General features: G+C 46.9%; 21 protein-coding genes, 6 pseudogenes and 2 other annotated features. Of the genes and pseudogenes, 14 read left to right on the top strand and 13 right to left on the bottom strand.

Annotation, left to right across the window (positions count from 1 at the left end):
* Window positions 1-146: 146 nt before the first annotated feature.
* Window positions 147-457 (top strand): annotated as a pseudogene (locus DS739_RS09515) (transposase); the annotation flags it as partial.
* 340 nt (window positions 458-797) lie between these two features.
* Here DS739_RS09515 and DS739_RS09510 read toward each other — a convergent pair.
* On the bottom strand, window positions 798-1,829 hold the full coding sequence (locus DS739_RS09510; protein ID WP_010511145.1) for an IS110 family transposase: 1,032 nt from the start codon (window positions 1,827-1,829) through the stop codon (window positions 798-800).
* A gap of 40 nt (window positions 1,830-1,869) precedes the next feature.
* Window positions 1,870-1,992, top strand: a sequence feature (AL1L pseudoknot).
* On the opposite strand from DS739_RS09510, the pseudogene DS739_RS09500 reads away from it, so the two are divergent.
* A pseudogene (locus DS739_RS09500) lies at window positions 1,882-2,807 on the top strand (IS3 family transposase); the annotation flags it as partial. It overlaps the preceding feature by 111 nt.
* Window positions 2,808-3,030: 223 nt before the next feature.
* On the opposite strand, the gene DS739_RS09495 reads toward DS739_RS09500, so the two are convergent.
* The 3 genes from DS739_RS09495 to DS739_RS14190 all read right to left on the bottom strand — a co-directional run bounded on the left by DS739_RS09495 (window position 3,031) and on the right by DS739_RS14190 (window position 4,686).
* Window positions 3,031-3,351: a hypothetical protein gene (locus tag DS739_RS09495; protein WP_096884288.1), complete on the bottom strand. Its 321-nt coding sequence runs from the start codon at window positions 3,349-3,351 to the stop codon at window positions 3,031-3,033.
* Between the two features lie 522 nt (window positions 3,352-3,873).
* A complete protein-coding gene (locus DS739_RS09485; RefSeq protein WP_006117393.1) occupies window positions 3,874-4,425 on the bottom strand; it encodes a hypothetical protein in 552 nt (183 codons plus the stop codon).
* Window positions 4,426-4,539: 114 nt separating this feature from the next.
* Window positions 4,540-4,686 carry a transposase gene (locus tag DS739_RS14190; protein WP_035351308.1) on the bottom strand — a complete coding sequence of 49 codons (147 nt, stop codon included), beginning with the start codon at window positions 4,684-4,686 and terminating at the stop codon, window positions 4,540-4,542.
* A gap of 300 nt (window positions 4,687-4,986) precedes the next feature.
* Between DS739_RS14190 and DS739_RS14485 the strand changes: the two genes are divergently transcribed.
* The 4 genes from DS739_RS14485 to DS739_RS09460 all read left to right on the top strand — a co-directional run bounded on the left by DS739_RS14485 (window position 4,987) and on the right by DS739_RS09460 (window position 10,162).
* Window positions 4,987-8,250 (top strand): hypothetical protein, encoded by a 3,264-nt coding sequence (locus DS739_RS14485; RefSeq protein ID WP_232517468.1) that lies wholly within the window; start codon window positions 4,987-4,989, stop codon window positions 8,248-8,250.
* 2 nt (window positions 8,251-8,252) lie between these two features.
* Window positions 8,253-8,810 carry a contact-dependent growth inhibition system immunity protein gene (locus DS739_RS09470; protein WP_050793170.1) on the top strand — a complete coding sequence of 186 codons (558 nt, stop codon included), beginning with the start codon at window positions 8,253-8,255 and terminating at the stop codon, window positions 8,808-8,810.
* Between the two features lie 118 nt (window positions 8,811-8,928).
* A complete protein-coding gene (locus DS739_RS09465; RefSeq protein WP_050793169.1) occupies window positions 8,929-9,486 on the top strand; it encodes a contact-dependent growth inhibition system immunity protein in 558 nt (185 codons plus the stop codon).
* Between the two features lie 118 nt (window positions 9,487-9,604).
* Entirely contained in the window at window positions 9,605-10,162 is a 558-nt protein-coding gene (locus DS739_RS09460; RefSeq protein ID WP_050793168.1) for a contact-dependent growth inhibition system immunity protein, read from the top strand.
* A gap of 233 nt (window positions 10,163-10,395) precedes the next feature.
* Here DS739_RS09460 and DS739_RS09455 read toward each other — a convergent pair whose 3' ends face one another.
* Entirely contained in the window at window positions 10,396-11,136 is a 741-nt protein-coding gene (locus DS739_RS09455; RefSeq protein ID WP_035353722.1) for a DUF4214 domain-containing protein, read from the bottom strand.
* 225 nt (window positions 11,137-11,361) lie between these two features.
* Here DS739_RS09455 and DS739_RS09450 point away from each other — a divergent pair, with 225 nt between their 5' ends.
* The gene (locus DS739_RS09450) at window positions 11,362-13,344 is read left to right on the top strand and encodes an acyltransferase family protein (RefSeq protein WP_006117293.1); all 1,983 of its coding nucleotides are present in this window, start codon (window positions 11,362-11,364) and stop codon (window positions 13,342-13,344) included.
* Between the two features lie 274 nt (window positions 13,345-13,618).
* Here DS739_RS09450 and DS739_RS09445 read toward each other — a convergent pair.
* A pseudogene (locus DS739_RS09445) lies at window positions 13,619-13,702 on the bottom strand (IS5/IS1182 family transposase); the annotation flags it as partial.
* A gap of 812 nt (window positions 13,703-14,514) precedes the next feature.
* Window positions 14,515-15,003, bottom strand: coding sequence for a RidA family protein (locus DS739_RS09435; protein ID WP_006117291.1), 489 nt, complete (start codon window positions 15,001-15,003; stop codon window positions 14,515-14,517).
* Between the two features lie 18 nt (window positions 15,004-15,021).
* On the opposite strand from DS739_RS09435, the pseudogene DS739_RS14295 reads away from it, so the two are divergent.
* From DS739_RS14295 to DS739_RS09420, 4 genes and pseudogenes are all read left to right on the top strand, one after another.
* Window positions 15,022-15,261: pseudogene (locus tag DS739_RS14295) on the top strand (MerR family DNA-binding transcriptional regulator); the annotation flags it as partial.
* A 57-nt stretch (window positions 15,262-15,318) separates the two neighbouring features.
* A pseudogene (locus DS739_RS14290) lies at window positions 15,319-15,588 on the top strand (tyrosine-type recombinase/integrase); the annotation flags it as partial.
* A gap of 8 nt (window positions 15,589-15,596) precedes the next feature.
* Entirely contained in the window at window positions 15,597-15,935 is a 339-nt protein-coding gene (locus DS739_RS09425; RefSeq protein WP_170315341.1) for a type II toxin-antitoxin system Phd/YefM family antitoxin, read from the top strand.
* Window positions 15,932-16,315: a type II toxin-antitoxin system VapC family toxin gene (locus DS739_RS09420; RefSeq protein WP_006117289.1), complete on the top strand. Its 384-nt coding sequence runs from the start codon at window positions 15,932-15,934 to the stop codon at window positions 16,313-16,315. The genes DS739_RS09425 and DS739_RS09420 overlap by 4 nt, the downstream gene beginning before the upstream one ends.
* A 928-nt stretch (window positions 16,316-17,243) precedes the next feature.
* Here the strand turns inward: DS739_RS09420 and DS739_RS09410 are convergent.
* Both DS739_RS09410 and DS739_RS09405 read right to left on the bottom strand, forming a co-directional pair.
* Complete coding sequence (locus tag DS739_RS09410; RefSeq protein WP_006117288.1) at window positions 17,244-17,735, bottom strand: type II toxin-antitoxin system YhaV family toxin; 492 nt, start codon at window positions 17,733-17,735, stop codon at window positions 17,244-17,246.
* A 2-nt stretch (window positions 17,736-17,737) separates the two neighbouring features.
* Window positions 17,738-18,070 carry a type II toxin-antitoxin system PrlF family antitoxin gene (locus DS739_RS09405; RefSeq protein WP_006117287.1) on the bottom strand — a complete coding sequence of 111 codons (333 nt, stop codon included), beginning with the start codon at window positions 18,068-18,070 and terminating at the stop codon, window positions 17,738-17,740.
* Between the two features lie 269 nt (window positions 18,071-18,339).
* Here DS739_RS09405 and DS739_RS09400 point away from each other — a divergent pair, with 269 nt between their 5' ends.
* On the top strand, window positions 18,340-18,582 hold the full coding sequence (locus tag DS739_RS09400; RefSeq protein ID WP_035353727.1) for a type II toxin-antitoxin system RelB/DinJ family antitoxin: 243 nt from the start codon (window positions 18,340-18,342) through the stop codon (window positions 18,580-18,582).
* Window positions 18,583-18,724: 142 nt separating this feature from the next.
* Entirely contained in the window at window positions 18,725-19,489 is a 765-nt protein-coding gene (locus DS739_RS09390) for a hypothetical protein (protein WP_006117286.1), read from the top strand.
* Window positions 19,490-19,764: 275 nt separating this feature from the next.
* On the opposite strand, the pseudogene DS739_RS09385 reads toward DS739_RS09390, so the two are convergent.
* Window positions 19,765-20,691 (bottom strand): annotated as a pseudogene (locus DS739_RS09385) (IS3 family transposase); the annotation flags it as partial.
* Window positions 20,581-20,703: a sequence feature (AL1L pseudoknot), on the bottom strand. Its footprint overlaps the pseudogene before it by 111 nt.
* A 40-nt stretch (window positions 20,704-20,743) precedes the next feature.
* Here DS739_RS09385 and DS739_RS09375 point away from each other — a divergent pair.
* On the top strand, window positions 20,744-21,775 hold the full coding sequence (locus DS739_RS09375) for an IS110 family transposase (protein ID WP_010511145.1): 1,032 nt from the start codon (window positions 20,744-20,746) through the stop codon (window positions 21,773-21,775).
* A gap of 237 nt (window positions 21,776-22,012) precedes the next feature.
* Here the strand turns inward: DS739_RS09375 and DS739_RS09370 are convergent, their stop codons facing one another.
* The 3 genes from DS739_RS09370 to DS739_RS09355 form a co-directional block, all read right to left on the bottom strand.
* Entirely contained in the window at window positions 22,013-22,426 is a 414-nt protein-coding gene (locus tag DS739_RS09370; RefSeq protein WP_096884310.1) for a transposase, read from the bottom strand.
* Window positions 22,427-22,572: 146 nt separating this feature from the next.
* Window positions 22,573-23,043, bottom strand: coding sequence for a hypothetical protein (locus DS739_RS09365; protein ID WP_231621170.1), 471 nt, complete (start codon window positions 23,041-23,043; stop codon window positions 22,573-22,575).
* 731 nt (window positions 23,044-23,774) lie between these two features.
* Window positions 23,775-25,835, bottom strand: a complete 2,061-nt coding sequence (locus tag DS739_RS09355; RefSeq protein WP_035351235.1) for a restriction endonuclease PLD domain-containing protein — start codon at window positions 25,833-25,835, stop codon at window positions 23,775-23,777.
* Between the last annotated feature and the right edge of the window lie 336 nt (window positions 25,836-26,171).

The following is a 26,171-nucleotide window of genomic DNA, read 5'->3' as shown; positions in this document are numbered from 1 at the left end:
GGAACCTGAAGAGACAGCACAAAAAGCTCACCTACATGATAGGTGAGCGGCTCTTTCAATTCAGATCAGACAGGAGGTCCCTGAGGGCAGAGTGAATTGCCCCGGGTTTTGTGGAGACAGCAAGACCCGTGAGGTAAGAGATAGTCATGAGCAATAAATCGAAGCGTTTTCCGCCTGAATTTCGTGAACGTGCAGCCCGCATGGTTCTGGAGGAAGAGAAGAACCATCCTTCGCGGTGGTCTGCGGTGATGGTGATCGCCCCAAAGCTGGATATTCACCCTGACACGCTGTCAAAATGGACCCGTCTGCATGAACGTGCCAATGCGCCTGCGGTGAGTGACCTGCCTGATCGAGAGAAGATCAGGCAACTGGAGCGAGAGAACCGCGAATTGCGGCAGGCCAATGAAATCCTGCGTAAGGCTTCTGCGTATTTTGCCCAGGCGGAACTCGACCGCCTATGTGGACGGCCGTTTAAGCGCAATACCTCACATTGTTCTCCCGATGTCATTTCTAAAACGTATTATTCTACCGGCTGGATGATGAATACCGATTTAACGTGAAGACCCGGTCAGATGCGCTCTTATGTCCGGCCTGTTTATGCGACTTTATGCGCTGGCCATCATGGGTGTGCGCTCACGTGTCAGGCACCAATCTGGTATCACGTGCTCAGGGGCACAGACGGTCGAACGGTATGGCCTGAACTGTTGCTGAATGACTGTCTTCCCATCACGTCGGTTCGTACATACTGCCGGATCTACCGGAGCAAGCTCCGGTGTCCATCGTTCTGCTGGTGCAGGTCAGCCTGCTGAAACACTGACACCAGCCGGACGATAGATCTCTTTACGTGACAACAACGCCCAGATGATACGAGCCATTTTATTGGCAAGTGCAACTGTTGCCAGACGCCTTGGACGACGCGCCATGAGTTCGCATAGCCACTGACCCGCAGCGCTATCCCACTTATGGGCACGATGAAGCATGGCCGTCGCACCAAGAACCAGCAACGTTCTTATCTGCCGATTGCCCGTTTTGGTAATCCTTCCCAGACGGGTTTTACCGCCGGTAGAATGCTGACGAGGCACAAGCCCCAGCCAGGCGGCAAAATGGCGCGCAGAGGCGAAAGAGCCAATATCCGCGACCGAGGCGACAATCAGAGAAGCCGTTATGGGACCGACCCCAGGGATGGTCATCAACCGACGCGCATCGTCATCGCTTTTTGCACGCGCCCGGATCTGCACTTCCAAAGCATCAATGCTCTGAGCGACCTTTTCATAATGCTCAAATAACAACATGGCACTCTGCTTCATGGCAGCAGGCAGGTCGGCTGATGTCTCTATTTTTGCCATCAGTTCTGGCAGATGGCGTGTGCCCAGAGGGGCTATCAGCCCGAACTCGGAAGCAAGAGCCCGTAACGCATTACTCAGCATGGTCTGCTGTTTGACCAGAAGAGCGCGGGCAGAATGCAGTGACAAGACACCTTGCTGCTCTTCGCTCTTGATCGGAACACACATCGTATCAGGATGAGTCGCCGCCATGCAGATCGCAGCCGCATCAACAGCGTCATTTTTCTTGCCTTTTTTGACAAATGATTTGACCCGATCAGGAGGAACCAGTCTGACATCATGACCAATCCTGCTGATCACCCGTGCCCAGTAATGAGCTGACCCGCAGGCTTCCAGAACAACTTCACATGGGTCAAGTTTTGCAAAAAATGCTGAAACTTCACTGCGACCAAGCTTGCGCTTGAAAACGCACTTTCCAATTGCGTCAGCCCCATGAGCCTGAAAAACGGATTTGGCAATATCAAGGCCAATTATGCTAGCTTTCATACGGGCGGTCTCCTCCTGATGGTCAGTGAACCTCCATCATGGCACATTGATGCCGCAGGGAGGCCGTCCACCCCATCTGGTTCAGGCCATGACGCGCTTCATTGATGAGCACCGGCAGACATATGGTGTCGGGTCAATCTGCAGGGTTCTGTCGATTGCGCCATCTGTCTATTATGCAACCGTTGCCAGGCAGAAAAATCCTTGTGTGCGCAGCCAGAAAGACAAAGAGCTGAGCGATGACATCCGTAGAGTGTGGAATGATAATTTCTGCGTCTATGGAGCGCGCAAGGTCTGGCATCAGTTCAAACGTGAAGGTCTGGATGTCGCCCGCTGCACGGTAGAGCGGCTGATGCGCCGGATGGGACTGAAAGGCGTCATTCGTGGCAAGGGGGTCAGAACCACACGGCCAGATCCGGCACGGCCCTGTCCACAGGATCTGGTGCAGCGCCAGTTTCATGCACCAGCCCCTAACAGGCTCTGGGTTTCGGATTTTACTTATGTTTCCACTTGGCAGGGCTTTGTTTATGTAGCCTTCATCATTGATGTGTTTGCCCGGGTCATTGTGGGCTGGCGTGTCTCATCAACGGCCCATACCGACTTCGTGCTGGATGCCCTTGAGCAGGCTCTGTGCCAGAGGCAACCTGAGGGAAAAGTGACCCATCATTCAGATCGCGGCTGTCAGTATGTGTCCATTCGCTACACGCAAAGACTGGCTGAAGCGGGGCTCGTTGCCTCAGTCGGAAGCGTTGGAGATTCCTATGATAATGCCCTCGCGGAGACCATTAACGGGCTCTACAAAACCGAACTCATCTATCGGCAGGGGCCATGGAAAAACAGGGAAGCGGTTGAACTGGCCACACTTAAATGGGTCGACTGGTTCAACAATCGGCGGCTCCTGTCCTCCATTGGAAACATCCCCCAGCAGAAGCTGAGGCTCGCTTTTATGCTCAGAAGAAATCACATGCATTAGCTGCGTAGTTCAGATAAAAAATGTCTCCACAAAACCCGGGGCAATTCACTTTCGGTATCCGTCCAGTCTCAGTTTTCTGGGCCGGAAGAAACACCCCCTCTCAGCCCAATTCCACGTTCTCATCTGGAGGACAGGCTTCCTGACTTTCTTTTTTGCTCGGTCGCCCACGTTTCCTGCCTGGTTGGGGTCTTTTGGGAGGGCGGACGATCTCGCGGAGAGGTTCCAGATCTTTCAGTGCGAATAAACGTCGCGCCGCTCAATCAGATTCCACAACCATGCGAACGAAATGCTTCCAAAAGAGGGAGCATAAATGCGGTGAGTACAGACCAACCTCAACCGGTCGAGGATTGGTGTGTCACCATCCAAATCGACCAGAAACAGCATCATGCTGATGCTCCAGACACACATTGCAATCAGCAGCGGCCATTCCCATACCAAAGACCATGCTAGATCGCTGGTAAATACACACCATGCGGCAATTAAACCACTGATGAAGGCAGGAATATTCCATACGAGAAGTCTTGTTTCGCTCCATGACAAGTCATAAGACATCCTAAACCTCATCAATCCTGATAATTTAAGCTACGGCTTTCAATTCATAGTCCACATGGAACCCATCATAAGGGAATACGACTTTATCTCCGATCTTTTCAAGCAGACCTGCTGCCAACAAGACTTGAATATCACCGTGAGTAGCTTTCACGTCCCGTCCAATGAGCTTACTCAGACCCCTTATCGACATGTGCTTTCAGCCTGACATCACCTGCAACAACTCCTGACGACGTGGTGTCAGTGTTCTCCACATGAGATCAAGCGTTATGAATGTATGTCGGGGCTCCTATTTTTTACCTTCAAACGCTGCAGCCAGTCGTTTGCCGACTTCATCCAAATCATCGAAACCAATCAGAAGAATTCCTTGCTTCTCATGGCTAAGCAAAACGTCTTTTATTTCAACCATTCTCTCACATTCTCCAAAAAATCATGTTTTAAGTTTAATGTTTTGAGGAAGTAATATGTGTGCTGTTCTATCTTTGGGGGGGGGCTTGATCATGGGACAGCGATTGTACGACTAGACTACGAAACCATGGCCATACGTCCGATGGTCGCAAGCATTCTTCGTCTTATCAATCCGCTGACTGGACGTATCAGATACCAGTATGGCGTGAATTTTCGGTTTGCCTCGACATCAAGACAACAGACACGCGTTTCGGTGGCGAGACGCGTCCGGTTGTTACCGAGACGTTCGACAGAAAAGTTGAGGGCCAACTTGGCAGCTCCGTGGTCGTTGAAACGCATGAAGTCTTTTCTGTCTTGCAAAAGAACCTGTCCATAGTCTGCCTGCCAAAAGCGGCCAGCGAGGCCAAACACTACTTCGTGGTCTTCTAAATGATCCAGAAGTATAAAGTTTCTCAGGCTAAATGGACGTTTGACGGGAAATGAATTTCTTTTGATATGATCAATGAACTTGTTGGGAAATTCCCGAATAACAATAGCCGCACGAATAATTGAATCATTATCGGGCTGATAATTTATGGCCGCACGAAGCACATTAGAAGCTTGTGCGTTTATTTCCAGTGAGTGCTGTTCGCTGAACTGAAAGCTCGGGATATATTTGTCTATAAGCATTATTTCTAAAAACTCTGTGTTATTTTGAACTCAGAAATGCTGGCGCAATAAGATTCTGGTTGAAAGAAGTTTGCTTGATTTTCACCAAGTACTCTGACGGTAAAGAGTAGAATTTTACAGCGTGTCTGGAGGAATATCCAGCTTTGGCGCTATCATCATCACGGCGGCCCAGTGCGCCGGATGTTTCTTCTCTTCTTCAAGAACCATACAGACTGCACGTTCACGAAATTCAGGCAGAAAACGCTTTGATTTGTTGCTCATGAATTCTTCTTACCTCAAGGGGATTTCTGTCTCCACAAAACCCGTGGAAATCCACAGAACACGACGATTATCCATACGCGAAAGCCTACGTGTCAGCTGGAAGAGTGGCCTGATCCGCTTTATCTCGCACTCAGACAGCAAAAACATATCACTTACAGATCTATTCTCCATCGCAAGCCTATGAATCACAAGAACTCGCTCAGTTTAATAAATTAATAGATCCTGAGCCTAGATAACGGATGCATTAAAGTGATATAAATTGCATACTTTAAATTGGAATTGTGGGTTTGCGTTTAAAAGATGAATAATGATTATATTTTCCCGACCATCTTGAAGCATGATGATAATCAAGAAAGTATTGGTTTTTCAGATGGGATCAGAAATATCCAAGAAAATCATTCTCATTTTCTTGGATATTTGAATCGAATCAGTGATACTGAAAAAAATGCATTCGTTGCCACACAAAAGATACTTGACAATGGATGGAACAAAATAGCTTCGACAATTGAGAGGTCTTTTGAGAATATTTACGTTAATATTCAGGATGATGTAAATAAATATAGTAATTTGCATATTTATGACATTTCTTCAAATTTAGATAAAACGCATGATTTGCAATTCCTTTCGCCAGATAAAGCTCAATTTGTCGAAACCACTCCAACTACCAATCAAGAAGCTATTATGCCTCTGAATGCAATGGTCAGAAGTGTAGGGGAAAGCGGTTACGATGTGTATCAGCCAGCATATTCCAATCCTGCATGGGGAGTTGTCGGTGGGGCAATGGGAATTGCTGGCTTGTTTTTTGGCGGTTCCAATACACCCGGAAGTATTGCGCACAAGGCACGTGAACAATTTCATGACAAATCAGATTATGTAGGCGAACAAATATTAGGGCGTCCGCTGAACGTTCAAGAAAGCAATCAGTATGGTGATATTGTTTATGGTTGTGTGAAGCATGATACTAAACATATGGGACCAAACAATGGACCAAAGCAGGGGTGGGATGATGCCATGCGGCAAATCACATTCGATTTGGCGCATTCCCAGGAAACATCTAATCAGTTAAATACAATTTACGAAAATATTTTAAATCAGCCTATTAATAGTACTGCATTGCAGAATGATATTAATGCTCTTTCTGGTGAGCAGACATCATTGGCAGATATTCGTAGTGAGGTAGCTCATTCGCAAACGTCTCAAAACCATATACTGAGCATTATAAGTAGTGTTCAAGATAGGCAAGCTACAGTCAACACAGATTCCGGTTTTCTGACCTCAACTATGGATAGCCTTGGAAAGGGTTCAATTACCATAACAGATGTACGAAATGGATTGATTGGTTCCCAAGGGGAAATAGGCGTTATCAACACGTATGAGCATGGCCTTTATAATGTTGATGCAGACCAGAATACGATCAACTGGGTCCGACACCAGCTTTATTCAGGAAAATCAATACAAGACGTACGCAATATCGATGCACATTCTGACCGTGAGAAAGAAACTCTGCTCCAGACATTACGGGATATTCAATATCGTGAGGCTAACGAAAGCACTGATGCGGGTTTTTTAACTACAACTATGAATGCGTTGGGGAATGGGCAGACAACACTCTCAGATACTCGCAATGGATTGATTAATCTGCCAAACGAAGACTGGGCCATCAATTACAGTGAACAGACACTTTTTGGGCACGATGCGGATCAGGCCACAAAGGACTGGGCACGTGCGGAGATGCGTGCTGGAAAATCCATGCAGGATTTGCACCAGATAGAAGCACATTCTGACCGTGAGAAAGAAACTCTGCTCCAGACATTACGGGATATTCAATATCGTGAGGCTAATGAAAGCACTGATGCGGGTTTTTTAACTACAACTATGAATGCGTTGGGGAATGGGCAGACAACACTCTCAGATACTCGCAATGGATTGATTAATCTGCCAAACGAGGACTGGGCTATCAATTACAGTGAGCAGACACTTTTTGGGCATGATGCGGATCAGGCCACAAAGGACTGGGCACGTGCGGAGATGCGTGCTGGAAAATCCATGCAGGATTTGCACCAGATAGAAGCACATTCTGACCGTGAGAAAGAAACTCTGCTCCAGACATTACGGGATATTCAATATCGTGAGGCTAATGAAAGCACTGATGCGGGTTTTTTAACTACAACTATGAATGCGTTGGGGAATGGGCAGACAACACTCTCAGATACTCGCAATGGATTGATTAATCTGCCAAACGAGGACTGGGCTATCAATTACAGTGAGCAGACACTTTTTGGGCATGATGCGGATCAGGCCACAAAGGACTGGGCACGTGCGGAGATGCGTGCTGGAAAATCCATGCAAGATTTGCATCAGATAGAAGCACACAATCAAGAATCCACAACAGAGCTTCAATCTGCTTATGCATTTGTGAATGGGCAGGTTATAGATAATGCGACTCTTGCTGGTTTTCAGAATGCCATGGGGAATGGTGAGAGCCGCAGTGATGTTTTCAAACAAATTGTAAATTCTGCGTCTGCTCAGTCTGTGATTGAGGATGTCTATGCGGATTGGGGACAACTTCCGCCTGACAGCTCAGCACTCCAGACTGCGCGCACAGCACTTTATAACCTCTCCTATGCATGGACCACGACCATCCGGAACCAGACAGCAGCACAACTCGCTACAGAAACTGCTGCCTATACTCCACCCGTGTCTGTGTCATTTCAGGATATCGTTAACAATCTTGCCGCCTCACCAAATCAGGCTGTTGGACTTGAAGCAAATCTGTTGACTAATCCGTATCTCGAAACAGGTGCGACTATTGATGAAACCCGTACACTGATGACTGTTGGCGGGGTGAATTCCTTTGCTGCGTCAATTGAGGAAGGGTCCGTTATTGTTGAGATCAAAGATTTACAACAAGATAACTCAAAAGTATGCGACCCTGTTCAGTTTCGGAGTGCCAAATCAATTGTCACAAATATCAGCAACGAAACCGACATCAAACCCGCCAATCAGAGCTTTGATATCGTGAATGGCCAAAATTGGAGTCAATCTTATAAAGATAACGGCATCCGCTGGAAATCTAACGGCGGCCGAAATGACGATCAGGGTTTACCCTATGAAGCTTGGGTACAGCATCAGCTTAATCCATCGCAAAATCCGAACGGCGTTATCTGGCTTCAGAATGAAAAATCAAATTGGCGTACCTTCGACCATTGGGATGAAAAAAACGGTATTGCAATAAGTGATAAGACGATTGACCTGCAGTTGCCATGGTATCAAAAAAACCCCACAGCAGTTGCTGCCCGTGTCATGACGAGTGCTTATAAAATGGCAGGATATGATTATGATCAATCGAAAATTGGTTCCAATTCTTTCGTTTCTTTTCGCCAAAATCAAATTCAAATGTATACGCTTAAAATTGGTGTGCCCTATATTACTGCCCCAGCAGAAATGACTCCAGAACTTCAAAACGAATGGAAAGCCCTCTGCCGTGCCTATCACAGAGCCAACGACATCATTCCCAAACAAACAGGAAAGTCAATTTCAATCCAGATTGATACGGTGAGCTGATCATGGCAGTGATAAGAGATAAAAGTTGTAGCATTATTCGAACGGATAAATGGATTTCCATAGAGTCCGAAGAGGTGTGGTATGGGATTTATTTTTCCCGGAAAGGCCATGTCATTCATGCACCAAGAGACGTCACCCCCGAGTGGATCGGACAGAATGTTCGCCTAGCACTTCAGACCAGTGAGAGTTTCACGCCTATCGATGGTGGTTCTGTTGATGGAGATGCACTAATAGCCATGAAAGCAGCCTCCAACGAACGCCGTCTTGCGTTCTGGGATGACATTACGGCATCGTATGGCTACAAAAGTCGCGACGTGGCTTGGAAGAAATTTGATCTCGTAGCTGCATCATGGAGCTTTGACTTGACGAAAGATATCAAATTGTTAAGCACAAAAAGCTCTCGTGGTGGTGCCCATTCGGCGTGGCCCAAAAACCGAAATGAGGGTCGCGTTTTTTCTGTTTCGATAGATGCCTCGGACAGGGACATCGGTGAGACGGTTCTGAAAGCCTTTGCTAAATGTGAAGGTCCGGGTAAATCCACTGAGCCACTGTTTCCGTGATGCCTCTAGCAGAAAAACTTACACAATTGCTTGTCATGTATTTGATGGCTGTTTCCTCTATGATGCCCAAACAAACAGGAAAGAGAATTTCCATCCAGATCGATACGGTGAGCTGATCATGGCAGTGATAAGAGATAAAAGTTGTAGCATTATTCGAACGGATAAATGGATTTCCATAGAGTCCGAAGAGGTGTGGTATGGCACTTACTTTTCTCGGAGAGGTCATGTCATTCATGCACCAAGAGACGTCACCCCCGAGTGGATCGGACAGAATGTTCGCCTGGCACTTCAAACCAGCGAGAGTTTTACGCCTATCGATGGTGGTTCTGTTGACCAAGAGGCTCGGATTGCAATGGAAGCAGCCTCCAACGAACGCCGTCTTGCGTTCTGGGATGACATTACGGCATCGTATGGCTACAAAAGTCGCGACGTAGCTTGGAAGAAATTTGATCTTGTAGCTGCGTTATGGCGGTTTGATTTGACTAACGATATCGAATTGTTAAGCACAAAAAGCTCTCGTGGTGGCGGGCACTCGGCTTGGCCAAAAAACCGAGATGAGGGCCGCGTTTTTTCTGTTTCGATAGATGCCTCGAACAGGGACATCGGTGAGACGGTTCTGAAAGCCTTTGCCAAGTGTGAAGGACCGGGTAAATCCACTGAGCCACTGTTTCCGTGATACCTCTAACAGAAAAACTTATACAGTTGCTTGTCAGGTATCTGATGGCCGTTTTCTCTATGATGCTCAAACAAACAGGAAAGTCAATTTCAATCTAGATTGATACGGTGAGCTGATCATGACTATGATACGAAGAAAGACTTGCAGCATTATTCGAACGGATAAATGGATTTCCATAGAGTCCGAAGAGGTGTGGTATGGGATTTATTTTTCCCGGAAAGGCCATGTCATTCATGCACCAAGAGACGTCACCCCCGAGTGGATCGGACAGAATGTTCGCCTGGCACTTCAGACCAGCGAGAGTTTTACGCCTATCGATGGTGGTTCTGTTGATGAAGATGCACTAATAGCCATGAAAGCAGCCTCCAACGAACGCCGTCTTGCGTTCTGGGATGACATTACAGCATCGTATGGCTACAAAAGTCGCGAGGTGGCTTGGAAGAAATTTGATCTCGTAGCTGCGTTATGGCGGTTTGATTTGACTAACGATATCGAATTGTTAAGCACAAAAAGCTCTCGTGGTGGCGGGCACTCGGCTTGGCCAAAAAACCGAGATGAGGGCCGCGTTTTTTCTGTTTCGATAGATGCCTCGAACAGGGACATCGGCGAGACGGTTCTGAAAGCCTTTGCTAAGTGTGAAGGACCGGGTAAATCCACTGAGCCACTGTTTCCGTAAGAAAAGAGCACTTGGCTAAGGCTTTCAGTCAACCCTTGTGAGCATCGTTTACATGAATGGCCCTAGGTTTTGTGGGAACAATTTTTATCTGATTTAAGTGGCTAATGCATATGATTTTCTGTCTGCATAAAACCAAGGACAATTCAGTCGCGTAATTCAAGGAAAAGCCCTTGGCGAATACGATAGCAAGGTTACTAAAGCAAGTAAGCTTGCGAAAAAATGACTATATCTACTTATTTCAAAGAATTTTTCAGGTCTTGTTGCGTACCACCATTAACTGTCCCAAATGGCATATAGGACAGTTCATTTTCTGCACTCTTCAACTGAGCAGCAGATGGTGCTTGTCCCGTTTCCTGAACATAAATGCTATGAATATTATTTTGGGATTCAACTGAAATAGCCATATCAGTTCTGACTTGTGCGAGAGAGGTGCCTGTGGCCAAATCGCCTGTATATGTTTTATCTTCAGATTTGGTCATATCTCTTCCCAATATTTGCTGAGACATTGAGTTTAAGTCATTCTGAGCTTCAGGGCTTTGGGCCATCTGTTTTTGCAACATATTTTGGTTAATAATAGAATACATTAAGTCATTTGCAAAATATTTAAGACCTCCTGGGTCACCATTCCTATTTAAAATTGTTTTATAAGTATTATTTGCTTCAGTATAAAAATCCTGTACTGTTTCTTTTGGATGACTTCTTTTTTTTGATAGGATTGTAAATACCGGGCTGCTGTTATCTGTATCATTAGCTGCGGATGATATGCTTTCTAGACCTCTAGCAATATTCTCTGCATCATGTGAAAAATAATCATGTTTCCCTGAAAAAATATCCTTGGTTTTTTCTACATCATTATGAGAAATGTGACCATGTATTTCCAAATCCTCTGGCTTTATGTTCGTAGAAGTTGCGAGGATTTTCTCATCGGTTTTATGTGGCACGCTGACTAAAACATCTGAAGAATTATTAAACATTCAATTTTCACCTTGATTTTGGTTATAATGAATGTAAGTGGCATAAAGAAAAATTGGGATAAACCAAGTATTCCCACATATAAGAAATTATTTTTCTCTATATATTAGACGAATTAAAAAATATTTTATATAATAAGAAGCCTTCCATATTTTCTTATTGGATGTAAAAGAATATAGATTTTTTGTAATTATTTGAAGATGGCATTTATATTTTAGAATGAAGCAATGATGAATATCTCTCCCATATCAGCATCAGAAACTGAAAAAAAATTCTCGTATAGGCCAGATATTGATGGGATACGAGCTATCGCCATTCTCATAGTCATTATCAATCACCTTAATGCTAAATGGCTCCCTGGCGGATATTTGGGTGTAGATATATTCTTCGTCATATCAGGGTTTGTTATTACCGGAAGCTTATTTAATTATGGCTACGGGAAAAGTTTACCGACACTTCTATATGATTTTTACGCCAAACGGCTACGTCGCATTACACCCGCATTGCTTGCAAATATTGTTATTTGCAGTACTGCGGCTTGGATAATTGATCCCCAGCCACAGATTTCACTTCAAACTGGTTTTCTCGCTCTATTCGGTTTCTCTAATTTTTTCTTGTGGAGAATATCTCAGGATTATTTTTCTTCCTCTACAAAACTGAATGCTTTTACCCATACTTGGTCGTTAGGCGTAGAAGAACAAATATACCTACTTTACCCATGCTTATTAAAAATAACTGGATTTTTCAATGAACAGACTTCCAAGACTTTTTCATTGATCACTATATGTGCACTTTCAATTATCTCAGCCTTCGTTTTGATGATCCTACCAGGACATACAACAGGAGGTGCCGCCTACCTGCTTCCTTTTGGTCGTTTTTGGGAGTTCGGTATCGGGTGTATCGCATGCCTCTTATCTCTTTATTTCAGAAATCATAAGAAGAAAATATTTAAAATCGTTATTTGTTATCTGTCTTTTCTATTTGTTATTCTCTCTGCTATTCTGCCTCAATATCAGAATGTTTTGTGGAGTTTTCTGGTAGCCCCAGCAACAGCTGTGTTAATCTTATTTCTACCTCATACAAACAATGCACGTCTTTTCCTGAGTGGAAATATACTGCAGTTTTTGGGAAAAATATCGTATTCGTTATACTTATGGCATTGGCCTATTATATCTTTAATAAGTTTGTATATGAAATCTAGCCATTCGTATCTTTACTACTTCTTTTTATCAACATTCTTCACATCCATTTCATCATATTTTTTTCTAGAAAAGAATTTAAAGATACTTCTAAAAAATAAAGCAAATATTTTTTCCTATTTATTATCATTACCACTCATTTTGGTTTCATCTTTGTATATATTTACACTGTATAAATCCCATAATCCTCACCCCCTTGCTATAAATGGGTTCCGCTATATACCCGATTCATATGAGAATTTTCCTGTAAAACATACCAACTTCTTTTACTGCACTGTAGAACTCCCAAAACGTCCTTTACATTTGGACACAATGGACAAATGTACAATCACACCAGCGAATAAAAGTCTTCCTACCCTTTGGGTTATGGGAGATAGCCACGCAGGTCATCTAATGGGACTACTTACCCAACTACAACAGAAATCCGGTTACGGCATTCATCTTGTTGAAACGGTTGGTGAGCCTTTCCCTGCGGAAAGTGGCATCTCGTCTCCTGAGCGTCAAAGGCTTTGGAACGCGGTTCTTACACGCATGAAAAGTGGTGATTTCGTTGTATTGGGCCGGATTTTTCTAACTCGAGACGGGGAGATCAAGCCTTTGCCCGATATTGAGAACTGGCTACAGCAGGTCGGAAAGATTACATCATATCTGGAGACCAAAAATGTCTCTATTATCATTATGTCTCCCATTCCGATATTCAGGTTTGATTCATTGTATAATTGTGCTCCGTCTCAGGCGAATAATACGACGTGTGACATTAAGCGAAAGAACGAAGAAAAACCCGTAAATGATATTATGCACCGTATTATAAATATTCAGGAAAACCACAAAAATCTTTATGTCTTTGATGCATTCTCTGAGATATGCCCAGAGGAATTAACCTATTGTTCTCCAGTCAGGCATGGAGTTCCCTTATATCGCGATAAAGATCATTTGAATATTTATGGTTCAGAAATTCTTTATAAAAATTTTTCCAGTTTTTTGAAAAACATCATACCTCCTAAGGAGTAGAAATGTTCATCGGCGTTCGCTGAATTTGGAAAGTTCGAAAACCTCTTTGGTTATGAGGTTCTGCCTGTGATTCTATCGTTTACCTTACGATGAGGGATGTATGATGAAGCAGCGTGGTTTCTTTGATGTTGAAGAGCGTCTGACCCAGGCGGAAGCAATTGAAAGACTGTTTGATCGCTTTGATGCGACCATGTACAGCGCCGGTTATCTGCCCATGTCTGACCAGATCCTAGATGGAAGGCAACCGATGCAGCCGCCAGCGATGGCGCCAGACTACGTCCGGTTTACCTTGGCTCTTGGGAAAGAACGGTCGCAGACGCTCCATCTGTTCATCCGTCAGCCAAAACTGGTCGCTCATCTTCAGTCTCCTTGCAGAGCCTGAAGCAAAATTCTCTCAACCAGAATCTTATTGCGCCAGCATTTCTGAGTTCAAAATAACACAGAGTTTTTGGAAATAATGCTTATAGACAAATATATTCCGAGCTTTCAGTTCAGCGAATAACACTCACTGGAAATTAAGCGCACAAGCTTCTGATGTGCTTTGTGCGGCCATAAATTATCAGTCCGATAATAATTCAATTATTCGTGCGGCTATTGTTATTCGGGAATTTCCCAACAAGCTCATTGATCATATCAAAAGAAATTCATTTCCCGTTAAACGTCCATTTAGCCTGAGAAACTTTATACTTCTGGATCATTTAGAAGACCACGAAGTAGTGTTTGGCCTCGCTGGCTGCTTTTGGCAGGCAGACTATATAGGTTTCAATACTGGCTCCGTTGATATGTCGCTCCGGTAGTATGCGCCCGCCCTTAGGCCACGTAAACGATGCCAATTGAGTACACCTAAACAAGAACGTAACAGGACAGATATTATTCGATCCAAAGATTGGACTTTAAATCTAACATGTCTGCAATAAGGAAATTAGTGTGCTCATGTGAAGGACTGACATGAAGGGAAGCAGACGGTCCGTTCCTTACCGAAAGATAGGGTAAGGAACGGACCGCGACTTTTAGGACGTTACGTTGCTACCAAGATGTCTCTTAACGAACGGCACACATACTACACGGGTTTCTTTGAAAACTTTCATTCATTATCACGAAATGGGATAAATTCACCCCAATCATATTTTTTTACTTTCTCTTCGTTTATGAAGAGAAATATTCAATTTCTCACGGCACAGATGTTTTCTTTCGCGGTGTTATAGCCGTCACCTCTACTTCCACCAACATGCCTGGCCACGCTAGGTTACTGACGCCGAGTAAGGTATGAGGCGGCATTTCCGCCGTGCCTATCGCTTCACGTTGGCATTTCTGATACGCGTCCTTGTCTCGCATATCTGTTAAATAGGCTGTGGTCCGGACAATATCATTCATAGAGGCATGCTGGGCCTGTAGCGCATCATGGATTTTGCGGTAGGCCATTCGACATTGGCCAGCGAAATCGCCTTTAAACTGGATGTGACCATCGTCAGGGTCTTCGGCGGCCATGCCTGCCACAAATATGAATCTTACCGATCCATCGTCCACTGTGGACGTGTCTGCAAAAATTGCCTTTGACCAAATACCATAACTGTTTTTACGAACGGGTTCTGCCCACACAGACGTGGCGCACAGTAGCCCTGCCGACACAAGCGCCAAGTTCATCAAACCTATTTTCATCGCGTGAATTCTCCGGGAATGTTTTCGATATTGGCATTGCCGGAGAAAGCTTTTAATACCTTAACCATGGTTGAGGTCAACAGATCAAAATCGAGCAATAAAAAGCTGCCGAGCGATGAACTTTCCGTCGGCGAGACGGCTCGACGGAGTGGTATATCGATTTCAACGTTGCATTTCTATGAACGGGAAGGATTGGTTACAGCCCGTCGGAATAAGGGCAATCAGCGGCGCTACGCGCGCGCGATGTTGAGGCGTATCGCCATTATCAGGATTGCCCAGAAAGCCGGACTGACCTTGGCAGAAATTAAAGATGCTTTTCCCAGTCGCCTAAGCACCAAAGCTCATCTGAGCACAAGGTAATACGCCCGGCTTCTGGATCAATGGGTTCAGGCGGTGGGACTGATCGCCGGGGAATATGGAACTCATTCGCTTCGCCGGACTAAGGTTGCCATGATTTATAAACGAACCGGTAATATCCGGGCCGTGCAGATTTTGCTGGGTCATTCAAAACTGGATAGTACGGTTCGATACCTTGGAGTAGACGTCGAAGACGCTCTGGCAGTGTCGGAAGCCACGGATCTCTGAAATCGAAAATGCCTCAGGAATTCTCTACCTCCTCCTTGTGTGTACATGTTATGATGACACATAAGGAGGAGACCATGAGCGAACATCTCTCAGATAATGCGCCAATCCCACAGAAAATTGGGGTTCGAGAGTTCCGAGGAAACATGACAGCGTATCTGCGTCAGGTCAGACAGGGCCGTACGATCCTCGTGACGTCTCACGATCAGGTTGTTGCTGAACTGCGTCCGCCAGCGCCTTCCTATCGTCCCCGTCGTCAACCCGGCACATTACGAGGGCGGATCAGAATGAGTGAAGATTTTGATCAGACACCGCCGGACGTTCTTGAAAGCATGGATCGCGACCTGTGAAGGTTCTGCTTGATACGCATGCCTTGCTCTGGTGGCTTTCGGACTCCGACCGACTGGGTGCGACTGCACGGGAGATCATTGCAGATCCGGCCCACGATATTCTGGTGAGTATCGTGTCACTCTGGGAGATTGCGATCAAAATCCGCATCGGAAAGCTGGATGCGGATATGAATGATATTCTGGCAGCCATTCCTGCGGAAGGTTTTTCTCTGCTGGGAATACAGCCCGAGCACCTCCAGATCCTGATGTCTTTGCCTCTGCATCATCGTGATCCGTTTGACCATCTCCTGATAGCGCAGGCGCAAGCTGAACACGCTACATTCCTGTCGGAAGACGGACAAATGGATCATTACCCCATCAAGCGAATACGCTGTTCGTGAAGCAGAAACTGCCGTCAGAACACGCTTTCGTGCCAGACATAGAGCGTACCGACCGGAACTCCTAAAAGCAGATGTTTACAGTGCTGGCTTCGGTAGTATTGTCCGATTACCAATCTTGTGAAGACCGCGTTTTCTGGGATCCTTCAGGATGTCAGATTGCCTGTGAACTACTTACGCCAGAGAGCTATGTGATGTGGCTGCATCCTAAGGTGAGGACATGGGGGCGAAGACTCATCAGTGCGCCATTTAGCTTGTAGTCTTTTATGTCTAATTTATCGTCAATCAGCGGATTTTTATCATTATCTTCTGGTTTTCGACAAACCTTCCTTTTTCCGCGCGCCCTCCTACTTGCGATAAATGGCATTAACGCAAGTAGGTATGGGGAAGGGGCTGTTTTTCATAAAAAGACGTAGTTTGAAGCTAATATATTTTTAGAGAAAACTGGTAGTCTTATTTTCTTTTTCCTGATGATGTTCAACCGTGAGGAAACTAAGGGTTACCCAGTGCAATCAGATCAATATGATCCTGCTTGAATCGTAATTCCTGCCTAACCCTTCAAAAGCAAGTTGCGATAATGCCAATGGTGATTTGCGGACAAGGGTTCATGTGGCTTTCGTTAATTCCGATTAGACTATTATTGTTGCTGGGATACCGTGTGTGATATCACATCCATGACCACACCTAGCGGATGATCTAAGTTTTCCAGAACTTATGTTCCCACTCGTTAAGTCAGGAAGGAAGAATAGAACTGCCGTGAGATCAAGGCAGGCTCACTGGCGCATAGCCTCGTTGGCAAATTACGCTATCGCCCTTGCGTTATGTGATTTAAGTTCAATAGCAAAATACCATACTCACAGCGCGGTTCTGACACAGATGATAGGCCAATTTAAATGATAACAGGCAATGGAGTAACGCTCGACAGTATTCGTCACGGATTCGAAGGCGAGGCATTTTCCAGCCTGTCAACAGCAGCCTGATCGGACGCTTCTTTGCTAAGCTCGGTCCAACCATCAGGCGGGTTGCCACCTTCTAGCATTCCTTGGAAAACTTTGTAGGCGTCGGTCTTTGCGCCATAAGTGCGCAAACTATTGTTATCGTTCACCCAGGCAAAGATGATGACTTTCGTGGCCGAATCATAGCGGAAGAACAGGCGGAAACGACCATTCCCGAACTTTGCCCTGAACCAATGCTTGTGCGCTTTCCCTAGCGTCGTGGCCTGCCGATAAGCGGTTGCAGTCGGATCAGCAGGGATTGACTGGAAGATCAGTTTGTTCAAGGCAGCTAATAGCTTTGTGTTTGCATTCTTCTGGTATTCGTTAGGCTTTTTTTTCTTCAACTCCTCAACGGCGTCAGTGAGCTTTTCCAACTGATCGAGAAAGAGCGGATGCGCTAGGATGGTCCAGCCATTGATAGTCAGCATAGTCAGAGCGCAACATCTCCCTCAATCTCGGCATCAAGGTCAACGTCCATGTTTCCGACAAGCGCGGCTACGCGATCAGGCAGGCTGGCAGGCAGCTTGACGACGGAACTGTCGGGATGGTCGATCATGTCCTGCTCCAGAAATTCGAGGAAGCGAAAAACGACGGGATCTCTTGTTCCTTCTGTAGCCTTCTTGACATGGACACGACGCTGGTCGTCCACGAAGAAGGTTATACGCCCACCATAGTCCACGCCCAAAGCCTGTCTGATGCTCTTAGGAATGGTTGTTTGACCCTTCGCGGTGATAGTACTTTCTTCTTTCAGCAATTTGGCCATGTCTTGGCTCCAATCTTGATTTTTTCTAAGGGTAAGGAAAATTCCTTACGATATCAAGCGGGTCATATCTACTTGTACAATTACATTTGTATCGTGTGTGAGCACGGATAACGATGGCCTGATATGTTCGTCGAAAGACGCACTATCTGAGGATGTGAGCGATGGGTACCTGTCGTTTTTCATGGGAACGACCTAGTCACAGTCCTTATTAATTTGTCTTTGCAAATGTAAAGGCATAATCAGATGATGTGTTTGTTGGAGGACACATCATGGCTTCAATTAACCTGTGCATCGATGACAGTCTGAAGAAAGCTGCATACGATCGTCTGTCAGAACTCGGCGTGACACCCTCAGATCTCATCCGCCAGACCTTTGAATATGTCGTCGCTACTGGCAAGCTCCCTGTCCGGCGCACTGTTGTATCGGATGACGGTCTGGAGCTCCTTCCCGTCGTTCGAGAGCGTCTTGCCTCGCCTGAACCGTCTATTCCGGTTTCATTGGACGATCTGTGAGCTGCTATAAAATCAAACGTCGAGCTTCCGGATATCGGCTGGTGTATCAGGTTCATGAGGGGAAACTCATAGTGCTGGTTATTACCACTGGACGCAGAGATGCCAGTCAAGTTTACGACAACGCAACCCGCCGCGCCTAAGCATGTTTTGGACAGCCTCAGTTAAATCTCCTGACGGAAAGTTATACGAAAGCCTCACCCAGACGGGGCTGGCCATAGGCAGACTTGATCAGCGCCTGCGTCATCATCCTCTCCTCCCTGCAATCCTGTTTCGGGAGCAGCTGGAAGCTGCAAGAGCCTGTGCAGCAGTCGATGGCCATCTCATAGATCCGTGGCGGTTGGCGGCGGAACTGGAAGGTTTGAGATCAGTACTACTCGGATGTGATATGTATGACCGCGGAACGTCGGTGGACGCTCTCCACGCTGCATTTGAGCAATATCAATGGTTGGTTAGGCCAACGGATACGCAACGCAACGCCATAGAAGAGGCTTCAGGTTGGCTCAGCAAATATAGTGTCAGCTCAGGCCCTCTTCTTGGCTCTGCCCGGGCCTTTCATGCATGGATAGAAGCAGGACATGTTCGTGCCCCGATGCGCGCCGCATTGATCCGCCACTGGCGCCTGACCAATGTTCTTCATTTTCCGCTTCCCCTTGTTGGAGCCAGATCCTTCGTAGCAGAAGCACCTTGGAGCCCTTCAGAATGGCTCCCTTTTTTCCTGAACTGTCTGAATGAAGAGATCGCGGCCGTTGAGGACCGCACACGGACTCTGGAACAAAGCTGGCGTCAGGCCAGATCAAAATCGGGTGGCCAACGTCGCACCTCGCGCGCTGACAAGGTGATAGATCTGCTCACAGCCTACCAGTGGTCTCGGCAACACGCCTCTCAGCCGAGCTCGGCCTGTCGCTGAAAGCTGCCCACATCTATCTGGAACGTTTTCTAGAAGAGGGGCTGATTGTTGAAGTCACGCATCGCGCGGCGCGACGTTTATTCGCACTAAAAGATAAGGAACCTCTCCGCGAGATCGTCCGGCCTCCCAAAAGGCCTCAGCCTGGCAGAAAACGTGGGCGACCGAGAAAAAAAGAAAGTCAGGAAACCTGTCCTCCAGATGAGAACGTGGACATCCGGTCGGTAGAGCCGGCGCCTGAATTGCCCCGGGTTTTGTGGAGACATTTTTTATCTGAACTACGCAGCTAATGCATGTGATTTCTTCTGAGCATAAAAGCGAGCCTCAGCTTCTGCTGGGGGGATGTTTCCAATGGAGGACAGGAGCCGCCGATTGTTGAACCAGTCGACCCATTTAAGTGTGGCCAGTTCAACCGCTTCCCTGTTTTTCCATGGCCCCTGCCGATAGATGAGTTCGGTTTTGTAGAGCCCGTTAATGGTCTCCGCGAGGGCATTATCATAGGAATCTCCAACGCTTCCGACTGAGGCAACGAGCCCCGCTTCAGCCAGTCTTTGCGTGTAGCGAATGGACACATACTGACAGCCGCGATCTGAATGATGGGTCACTTTTCCCTCAGGTTGCCTCTGGCACAGAGCCTGCTCAAGGGCATCCAGCACGAAGTCGGTATGGGCCGTTGATGAGACACGCCAGCCCACAATGACCCGGGCAAACACATCAATGATGAAGGCTACATAAACAAAGCCCTGCCAAGTGGAAACATAAGTAAAATCCGAAACCCAGAGCCTGTTAGGGGCTGGTGCATGAAACTGGCGCTGCACCAGATCCTGTGGACAGGGCCGTGCCGGATCTGGCCGTGTGGTTCTGACCCCCTTGCCACGAATGACGCCTTTCAGTCCCATCCGGCGCATCAGCCGCTCTACCGTGCAGCGGGCGACATCCAGACCTTCACGTTTGAACTGATGCCAGACCTTGCGCGCTCCATAGACGCAGAAATTATCATTCCACACTCTACGGATGTCATCGCTCAGCTCTTTGTCTTTCTGGCTGCGCACACAAGGATTTTTCTGCCTGGCAACGGTTGCATAATAGACAGATGGCGCAATCGACAGAACCCTGCAGATTGACCCGACACCATATGTCTGCCGGTGCTCATCAATGAAGCGCGTCATGGCCTGAACCAGATGGGGTGGACGGCCTCCCTGCGGCATCAATGTGCCATGATGGAGGTTCACTGACCATCAGGAGGAGACCGCCCGTATGAAAGCTAGCATAATTGGCCTTGATATTGCCAAATCCGTTTTTCAGGCTCATGGGGCTGACGCAATTGGAAAGTGCGTTTTCAAGCGCAAGCTTGGTCGCAGTGAAGTTTCAGCATTTTTTGCAAAACTTGACCCATGTGAAGTTGTTCTGGAAGCCTGCGGGTCAGCTCATTACTGGGCACGGGTGATCAGCAGGATTGGTCATGATGTCAGACTGGTTCCTCCTGATCGGGTCAAATCATTTGTCAAAAAAGGCAAGAAAAATGACGCTGTTGATGCGGCTGCGATCTGCATGGCGGCGACTCATCCTGATACGATGTGTGTTCCGATCAAGAGCGAAGAGCAGCAAGGTGTCTTGTCACTGCATTCTGCCCGCGCTCTTCTGGTCAAACAGCAGACCATGCTGAGTAATGCGTTACGGGCTCTTGCTTCCGAGTTCGGGCTGATAGCCCCTCTGGGCACACGCCATCTGCCAGAACTGATGGCAAAAATAGAGACATCAGCCGACCTGCCTGCTGCCATGAAGCAGAGTGCCATGTTGTTATTTGAGCATTATGAAAAGGTCGCTCAGAGCATTGATGCTTTGGAAGTGCAGATCCGGGCGCGTGCAAAAAGCGATGACGATGCGCGTCGGTTGATGACCATCCCTGGGGTCGGTCCCATAACGGCTTCTCTGATTGTCGCCTCGGTCGCGGATATTGGCTCTTTCGCCTCTGCGCGCCATTTTGCCGCCTGGCTGGGGCTTGTGCCTCGTCAGCATTCTACCGGCGGTAAAACCCGTCTGGGAAGGATTACCAAAACGGGCAATCGGCAGATAAGAACGTTGCTGGTTCTTGGTGCGACGGCCATGCTTCATCGTGCCCATAAGTGGGATAGCGCTGCGGGTCAGTGGCTATGCGAACTCATGGCGCGTCGTCCAAGGCGTCTGGCAACAGTTGCACTTGCCAATAAAATGGCTCGTATCATCTGGGCGTTGTTGTCACGTAAAGAGATCTATCGTCCGGCTGGTGTCAGTGTTTCAGCAGGCTGACCTGCACCAGCAGAACGATGGACACCGGAGCTTGCTCCGGTAGATCCGGCAGTATGTACGAACCGACGTGATGGGAAGACAGTCATTCAGCAACAGTTCAGGCCATACCGTTCGACCGTCTGTGCCCCTGAGCACGTGATACCAGATTGGTGCCTGACACGTGAGCGCACACCCATGATGGCCAGCGCATAAAGTCGCATAAACAGGCCGGACATAAGAGCGCATCTGACCGGGTCTTCACGTTAAATCGGTATTCATCATCCAGCCGGTAGAATAATACGTTTTAGAAATGACATCGGGAGAACAATGTGAGGTATTGCGCTTAAACGGCCGTCCACATAGGCGGTCGAGTTCCGCCTGGGCAAAATACGCAGAAGCCTTACGCAGGATTTCATTGGCCTGCCGCAATTCGCGGTTCTCTCGCTCCAGTTGCCTGATCTTCTCCCGATCAGGCAGTTCACTTACCGCAGGCGCATTGGCCCGCTCATGCAGACGGGTCCATTTTGACAGCGTGTCAGGGTGAATATCCAGCTTTGGGGCGATCACCATCACCGCAGACCACCGCGAAGGATGGTTCTTCTCTTCCTCCAGAACCATGCGGGCTGCACGTTCACGAAATTCAGGCGGAAAACGCTTCGATTTATTGCTCATGACTATCTCTTACCTCACGGGTCTTGCTGTCTCCACAAAACCCGGGGCAATTCATTGCTCCCATCAATTATGAGGAACTGGAGCGTGCGATAGATCACGCAGAACGTGTGATCAGACGCCATCGGCCTGATTAGGTTCAGTAAGAACTAGCCAAACTGCGGGCCACGTGATTTTGAGCTATTTGGCTGAGGGGGTGTTTCTTCTGGGGCAGAAAGTTTCTGGCTGGCCCGATTGAACCACGATGCAGGTGATTGTGTCTGTTCGGCACTCATACCTTGCACTGCTCGCTGATCGTCACGCAAGTCAAGACTACGCACGGCAGCCCGCCCGAGGGCATAAATGGCGTCACGCGCAGAACCGTTGCGGCCGGGGGGAACGGTCAGCTTTTCAATGCCCGCCTTTTGGGCTTGATCGATATGACGCAGAACGGCGCCAACCTGCGTGTCGCTTTCCAAAGCTTTCAGTTCTCCCCGTAAGCCCCTGAGTTCTTTCAACGTGGCACTATCTGCCTGGCTTGCGTTAAGTGTTCTGGTGGCCGCATCAATCCCGGATTGCAGTTCCTGGCGTGCTGGATCACGGAGCGACAGAGCTTCACGACGCGCTTGGTCGGGCGTCATTGTTCGACCAGACTTAAATAACGTCGCGATGGCATGCATCATAAGACGCTCGTCATTGACTGCCGCTTTGCCGCTGGCTCTATCTGAGTTGCTCCGGGTCTTGCTGTCACCACAAAACTTGGGGCAATTCAATCTAGCCATCAGCTCCGACCAACAAAGCAATCTGACGTCTGATTGCGAGTAACTGGTCAGGACGCACCTTGCTTCCGGTTACACGGAGACGATGCTTGGATGTAGTTGTCAATAAGACGCTGACTGCCCAACATAGCTTTGAACATCCATTATCAGCACTCGGATCAATCCGAACCGCCAGATCTGGAATAACGAGATTCTCGTCGTCGGTCAGAGGAATAAGCATGATGTTCGACCATTCAGGTGGGAACTATTTATCTTCGACAACAACAGCAGATCGGAGTTTGTTCGGCTTCTGTTTGGCAAGGCATCACCACGTGAGAAACAATCGTTCTATGGGACTTATCTATGTCGCCCGGTTTTCTCTATTCTGACCGGAATATGCTTTACTACGTCTGCACGACAACGGTTTCCAGCAGGAACGCTGGAAGACAAGGGTAACCGCCTTGATTGCGATTTCAAAGAACTTAGGGCAAAAGCCAGACATACCAGTTCAGATCGGCAGTCATGGGGAAATCCTCAGTTACTTTATCACTGTGCAGCAAGGACATGGACAATCCAATTTGTCACGAAACAAACACCAGCTTCTGATGCGTTAATTACTTACGCTTCCCCCAAACTTTCATAAGCCTCTCAACCAGTGAACTATGATGAATTGGAGAAAATCCCAGCTCATTTTCCATTGCTTGAATATCCAGCTTGACGGTATCTGCAATGCGCCCTTTGGAAACAAATTCTGGTACAGATTTTTCAAATGCCATGGCCTGGCGAATATCTCCACCAAAGCACACTTGCATAAAGCGCTTGTCTCGCGGCAGAGCGATGTTTGCAGGATGACTTCTGATCATTTCGACAAGCACACGTTGGAACTGAACAGCCCGCATAGCTTGATAGGTTCGATAAGAAAGAGGACAAACCCAGTCTGGCTTTACAGGAAGGTGTTGTTCTATCAACGACAACAAGAGATGAGACGACACCGTAAAAACATCTGGAATCTGCTTGCCATCACTCTGATCCATCTCGATCCGCATATCTCGAACGCGAGGGAACATAAGAGTCAGATAACGCCGGTATAAAGCTGTCCCGATTTCTTTTTGTAAACGACGGGGACTTTCCGTCTGAAGCGCTCGACTATCCGGGAGAGAGGCATCAATGTGACACGTCACCATCCGTTTGGTCAGATCAGCTGAAATGCTTGTCACGTCCTTGTTGGTCGTCAGGACGATAGGTGCGTAGCATTCGGCCATATCCCGATCAGTACGCACCATGTCAGGCACATATTTACTCATTCGATCTGGCGTCACGTCATCAATCAACAGAGGAATGGCCCCTAATTGCTGACGTAAGCCCAAAACACGTTGTGCCGTAAACATTGATGACTGAATACTTTTGACAACCCCGAACATGGATTGTGCAATAATCTGCGTAAACAGGGTTTTCCCACCACTGGAGCGGCCATATAAAACCGCGTACGGGGGATAAAGCCACGGATCGATATGATGACTAACGGCTCCTTGTCTTAAAAAGGGTGCAAAAGGTGCCATGTAAAGCCAGACCAGAAATGCCCAGTAGGAGGCGATGGCACTTTGGCTATTTCCATAAAATGCCGAAAAACTGCTGATATAATTCACAAGCAGATGTACATCTCGGGCAACGTCATGTTCTGAAATGGTATCTTTTTCAGAAAGCCATAACTGATCATTGAGAAAAATCTCTCCTGTCCGAACAGAGAGGGAGGCCCGTGGAATTTCATCTTTCGGAGAGTCCACAGCAGGCAGATTATTGCGTGCCTGCAGAAAAGTTGAAACGATTGTGGGAGTGACCAACGTTACCCCCTTGCGGCTCATCGGCAGAGAAATTGTTTCAAGTTCCTGCCGTAAGCGTTGAGCCTTTCGTAACGTATCAATGGTTATTCCCTCTGAAATCGACATACCACCCTGTTCGACATGAACCAGCCCGGCTCGTATCGCACGCACGATGGGAACATCCTCGTAAGGAAGGGATGTTGTAGAGATATCAGGCTGTTTATTCTTGCCGTCAGAAGACACGCTGATCAGAATATCCCTTTCGATTGCAACACTTTTTTTGTAGTCACGTTGGTAATATTCATCAAAAGCATCCCACGCTGCTAAATCATCAAAAGTGATGATGACTTCATGTTGATGCCCATGGAAAGCCGCTATACTGAGATTAGCGGATCCTGTGATAACGCGTTGACCGTTGGAACCTGATAGCAAATAAAGTTTTTCATGACTTGGACGGCCAGTCAGAAGCCTGAAACGCAAGGTACCATTTTGCAAACGCGGAAGAAAGAGACTGCTGCGTAACCCAAGAAGTTGACGTAAGCTTTCTACAAGAGATTTTTGATCTGTGAGACAGTCCTTAAACCCGTAGTCTTCAAAAAGCTGACTGGCTTGAGCCAAAGCAATATGGGTTTTGGTCAGAATATGCTCAGAGCCAAAAACAATTTCGATATCTTCAAACTGTTCTGTCAGATTGATCAGAAACTCCAGAGAACTTGAAAAGGTAATCGCACGTAAAGCAGAATACCCCTTGAAAACCTCAGACCAGTTCTGCTGCCGATAAGTTTTTAACTGTGCTTGAAACACAGTAAGTGGTCCAGAATGCGAAGAGGAAATGTTTGAGAAAAGATCCGACATTTTTCCATTATTCCAAATCATTGATAACTTGAGTAAAAAACTAAATAATAATGATTTTATTTTGCCAAAATTTCGAAATTTTATTGTTATTTAATTTTTAAAATTATTATATAATACAAAATAATATCTTATTACCGCGTTGAATATTACTGGTAATATTCGTGGGGTCGTTGAATCCCAGTGTAAAGAAAGAGCCCCCTAATGTTATGAGAATTTTTCCTCTTACACGGCTAGAACGTCAAAATCTATCCACGTGTCCAGATCCAGGTTGAAACGCCCATTAAGGATTGACGTGGTTATAAATCAGCAATGTGAGGCTGCGATAATCTTCTGGCA

The organism is Acetobacter sp. JWB, from assembly GCF_003323795.1.
Lineage (GTDB): Bacteria > Pseudomonadota > Alphaproteobacteria > Acetobacterales > Acetobacteraceae > Acetobacter > Acetobacter oryzifermentans.
Note: the sequence above shows the minus strand (reverse complement) of the source record. Positions and strands in the feature narration are given on the sequence as shown.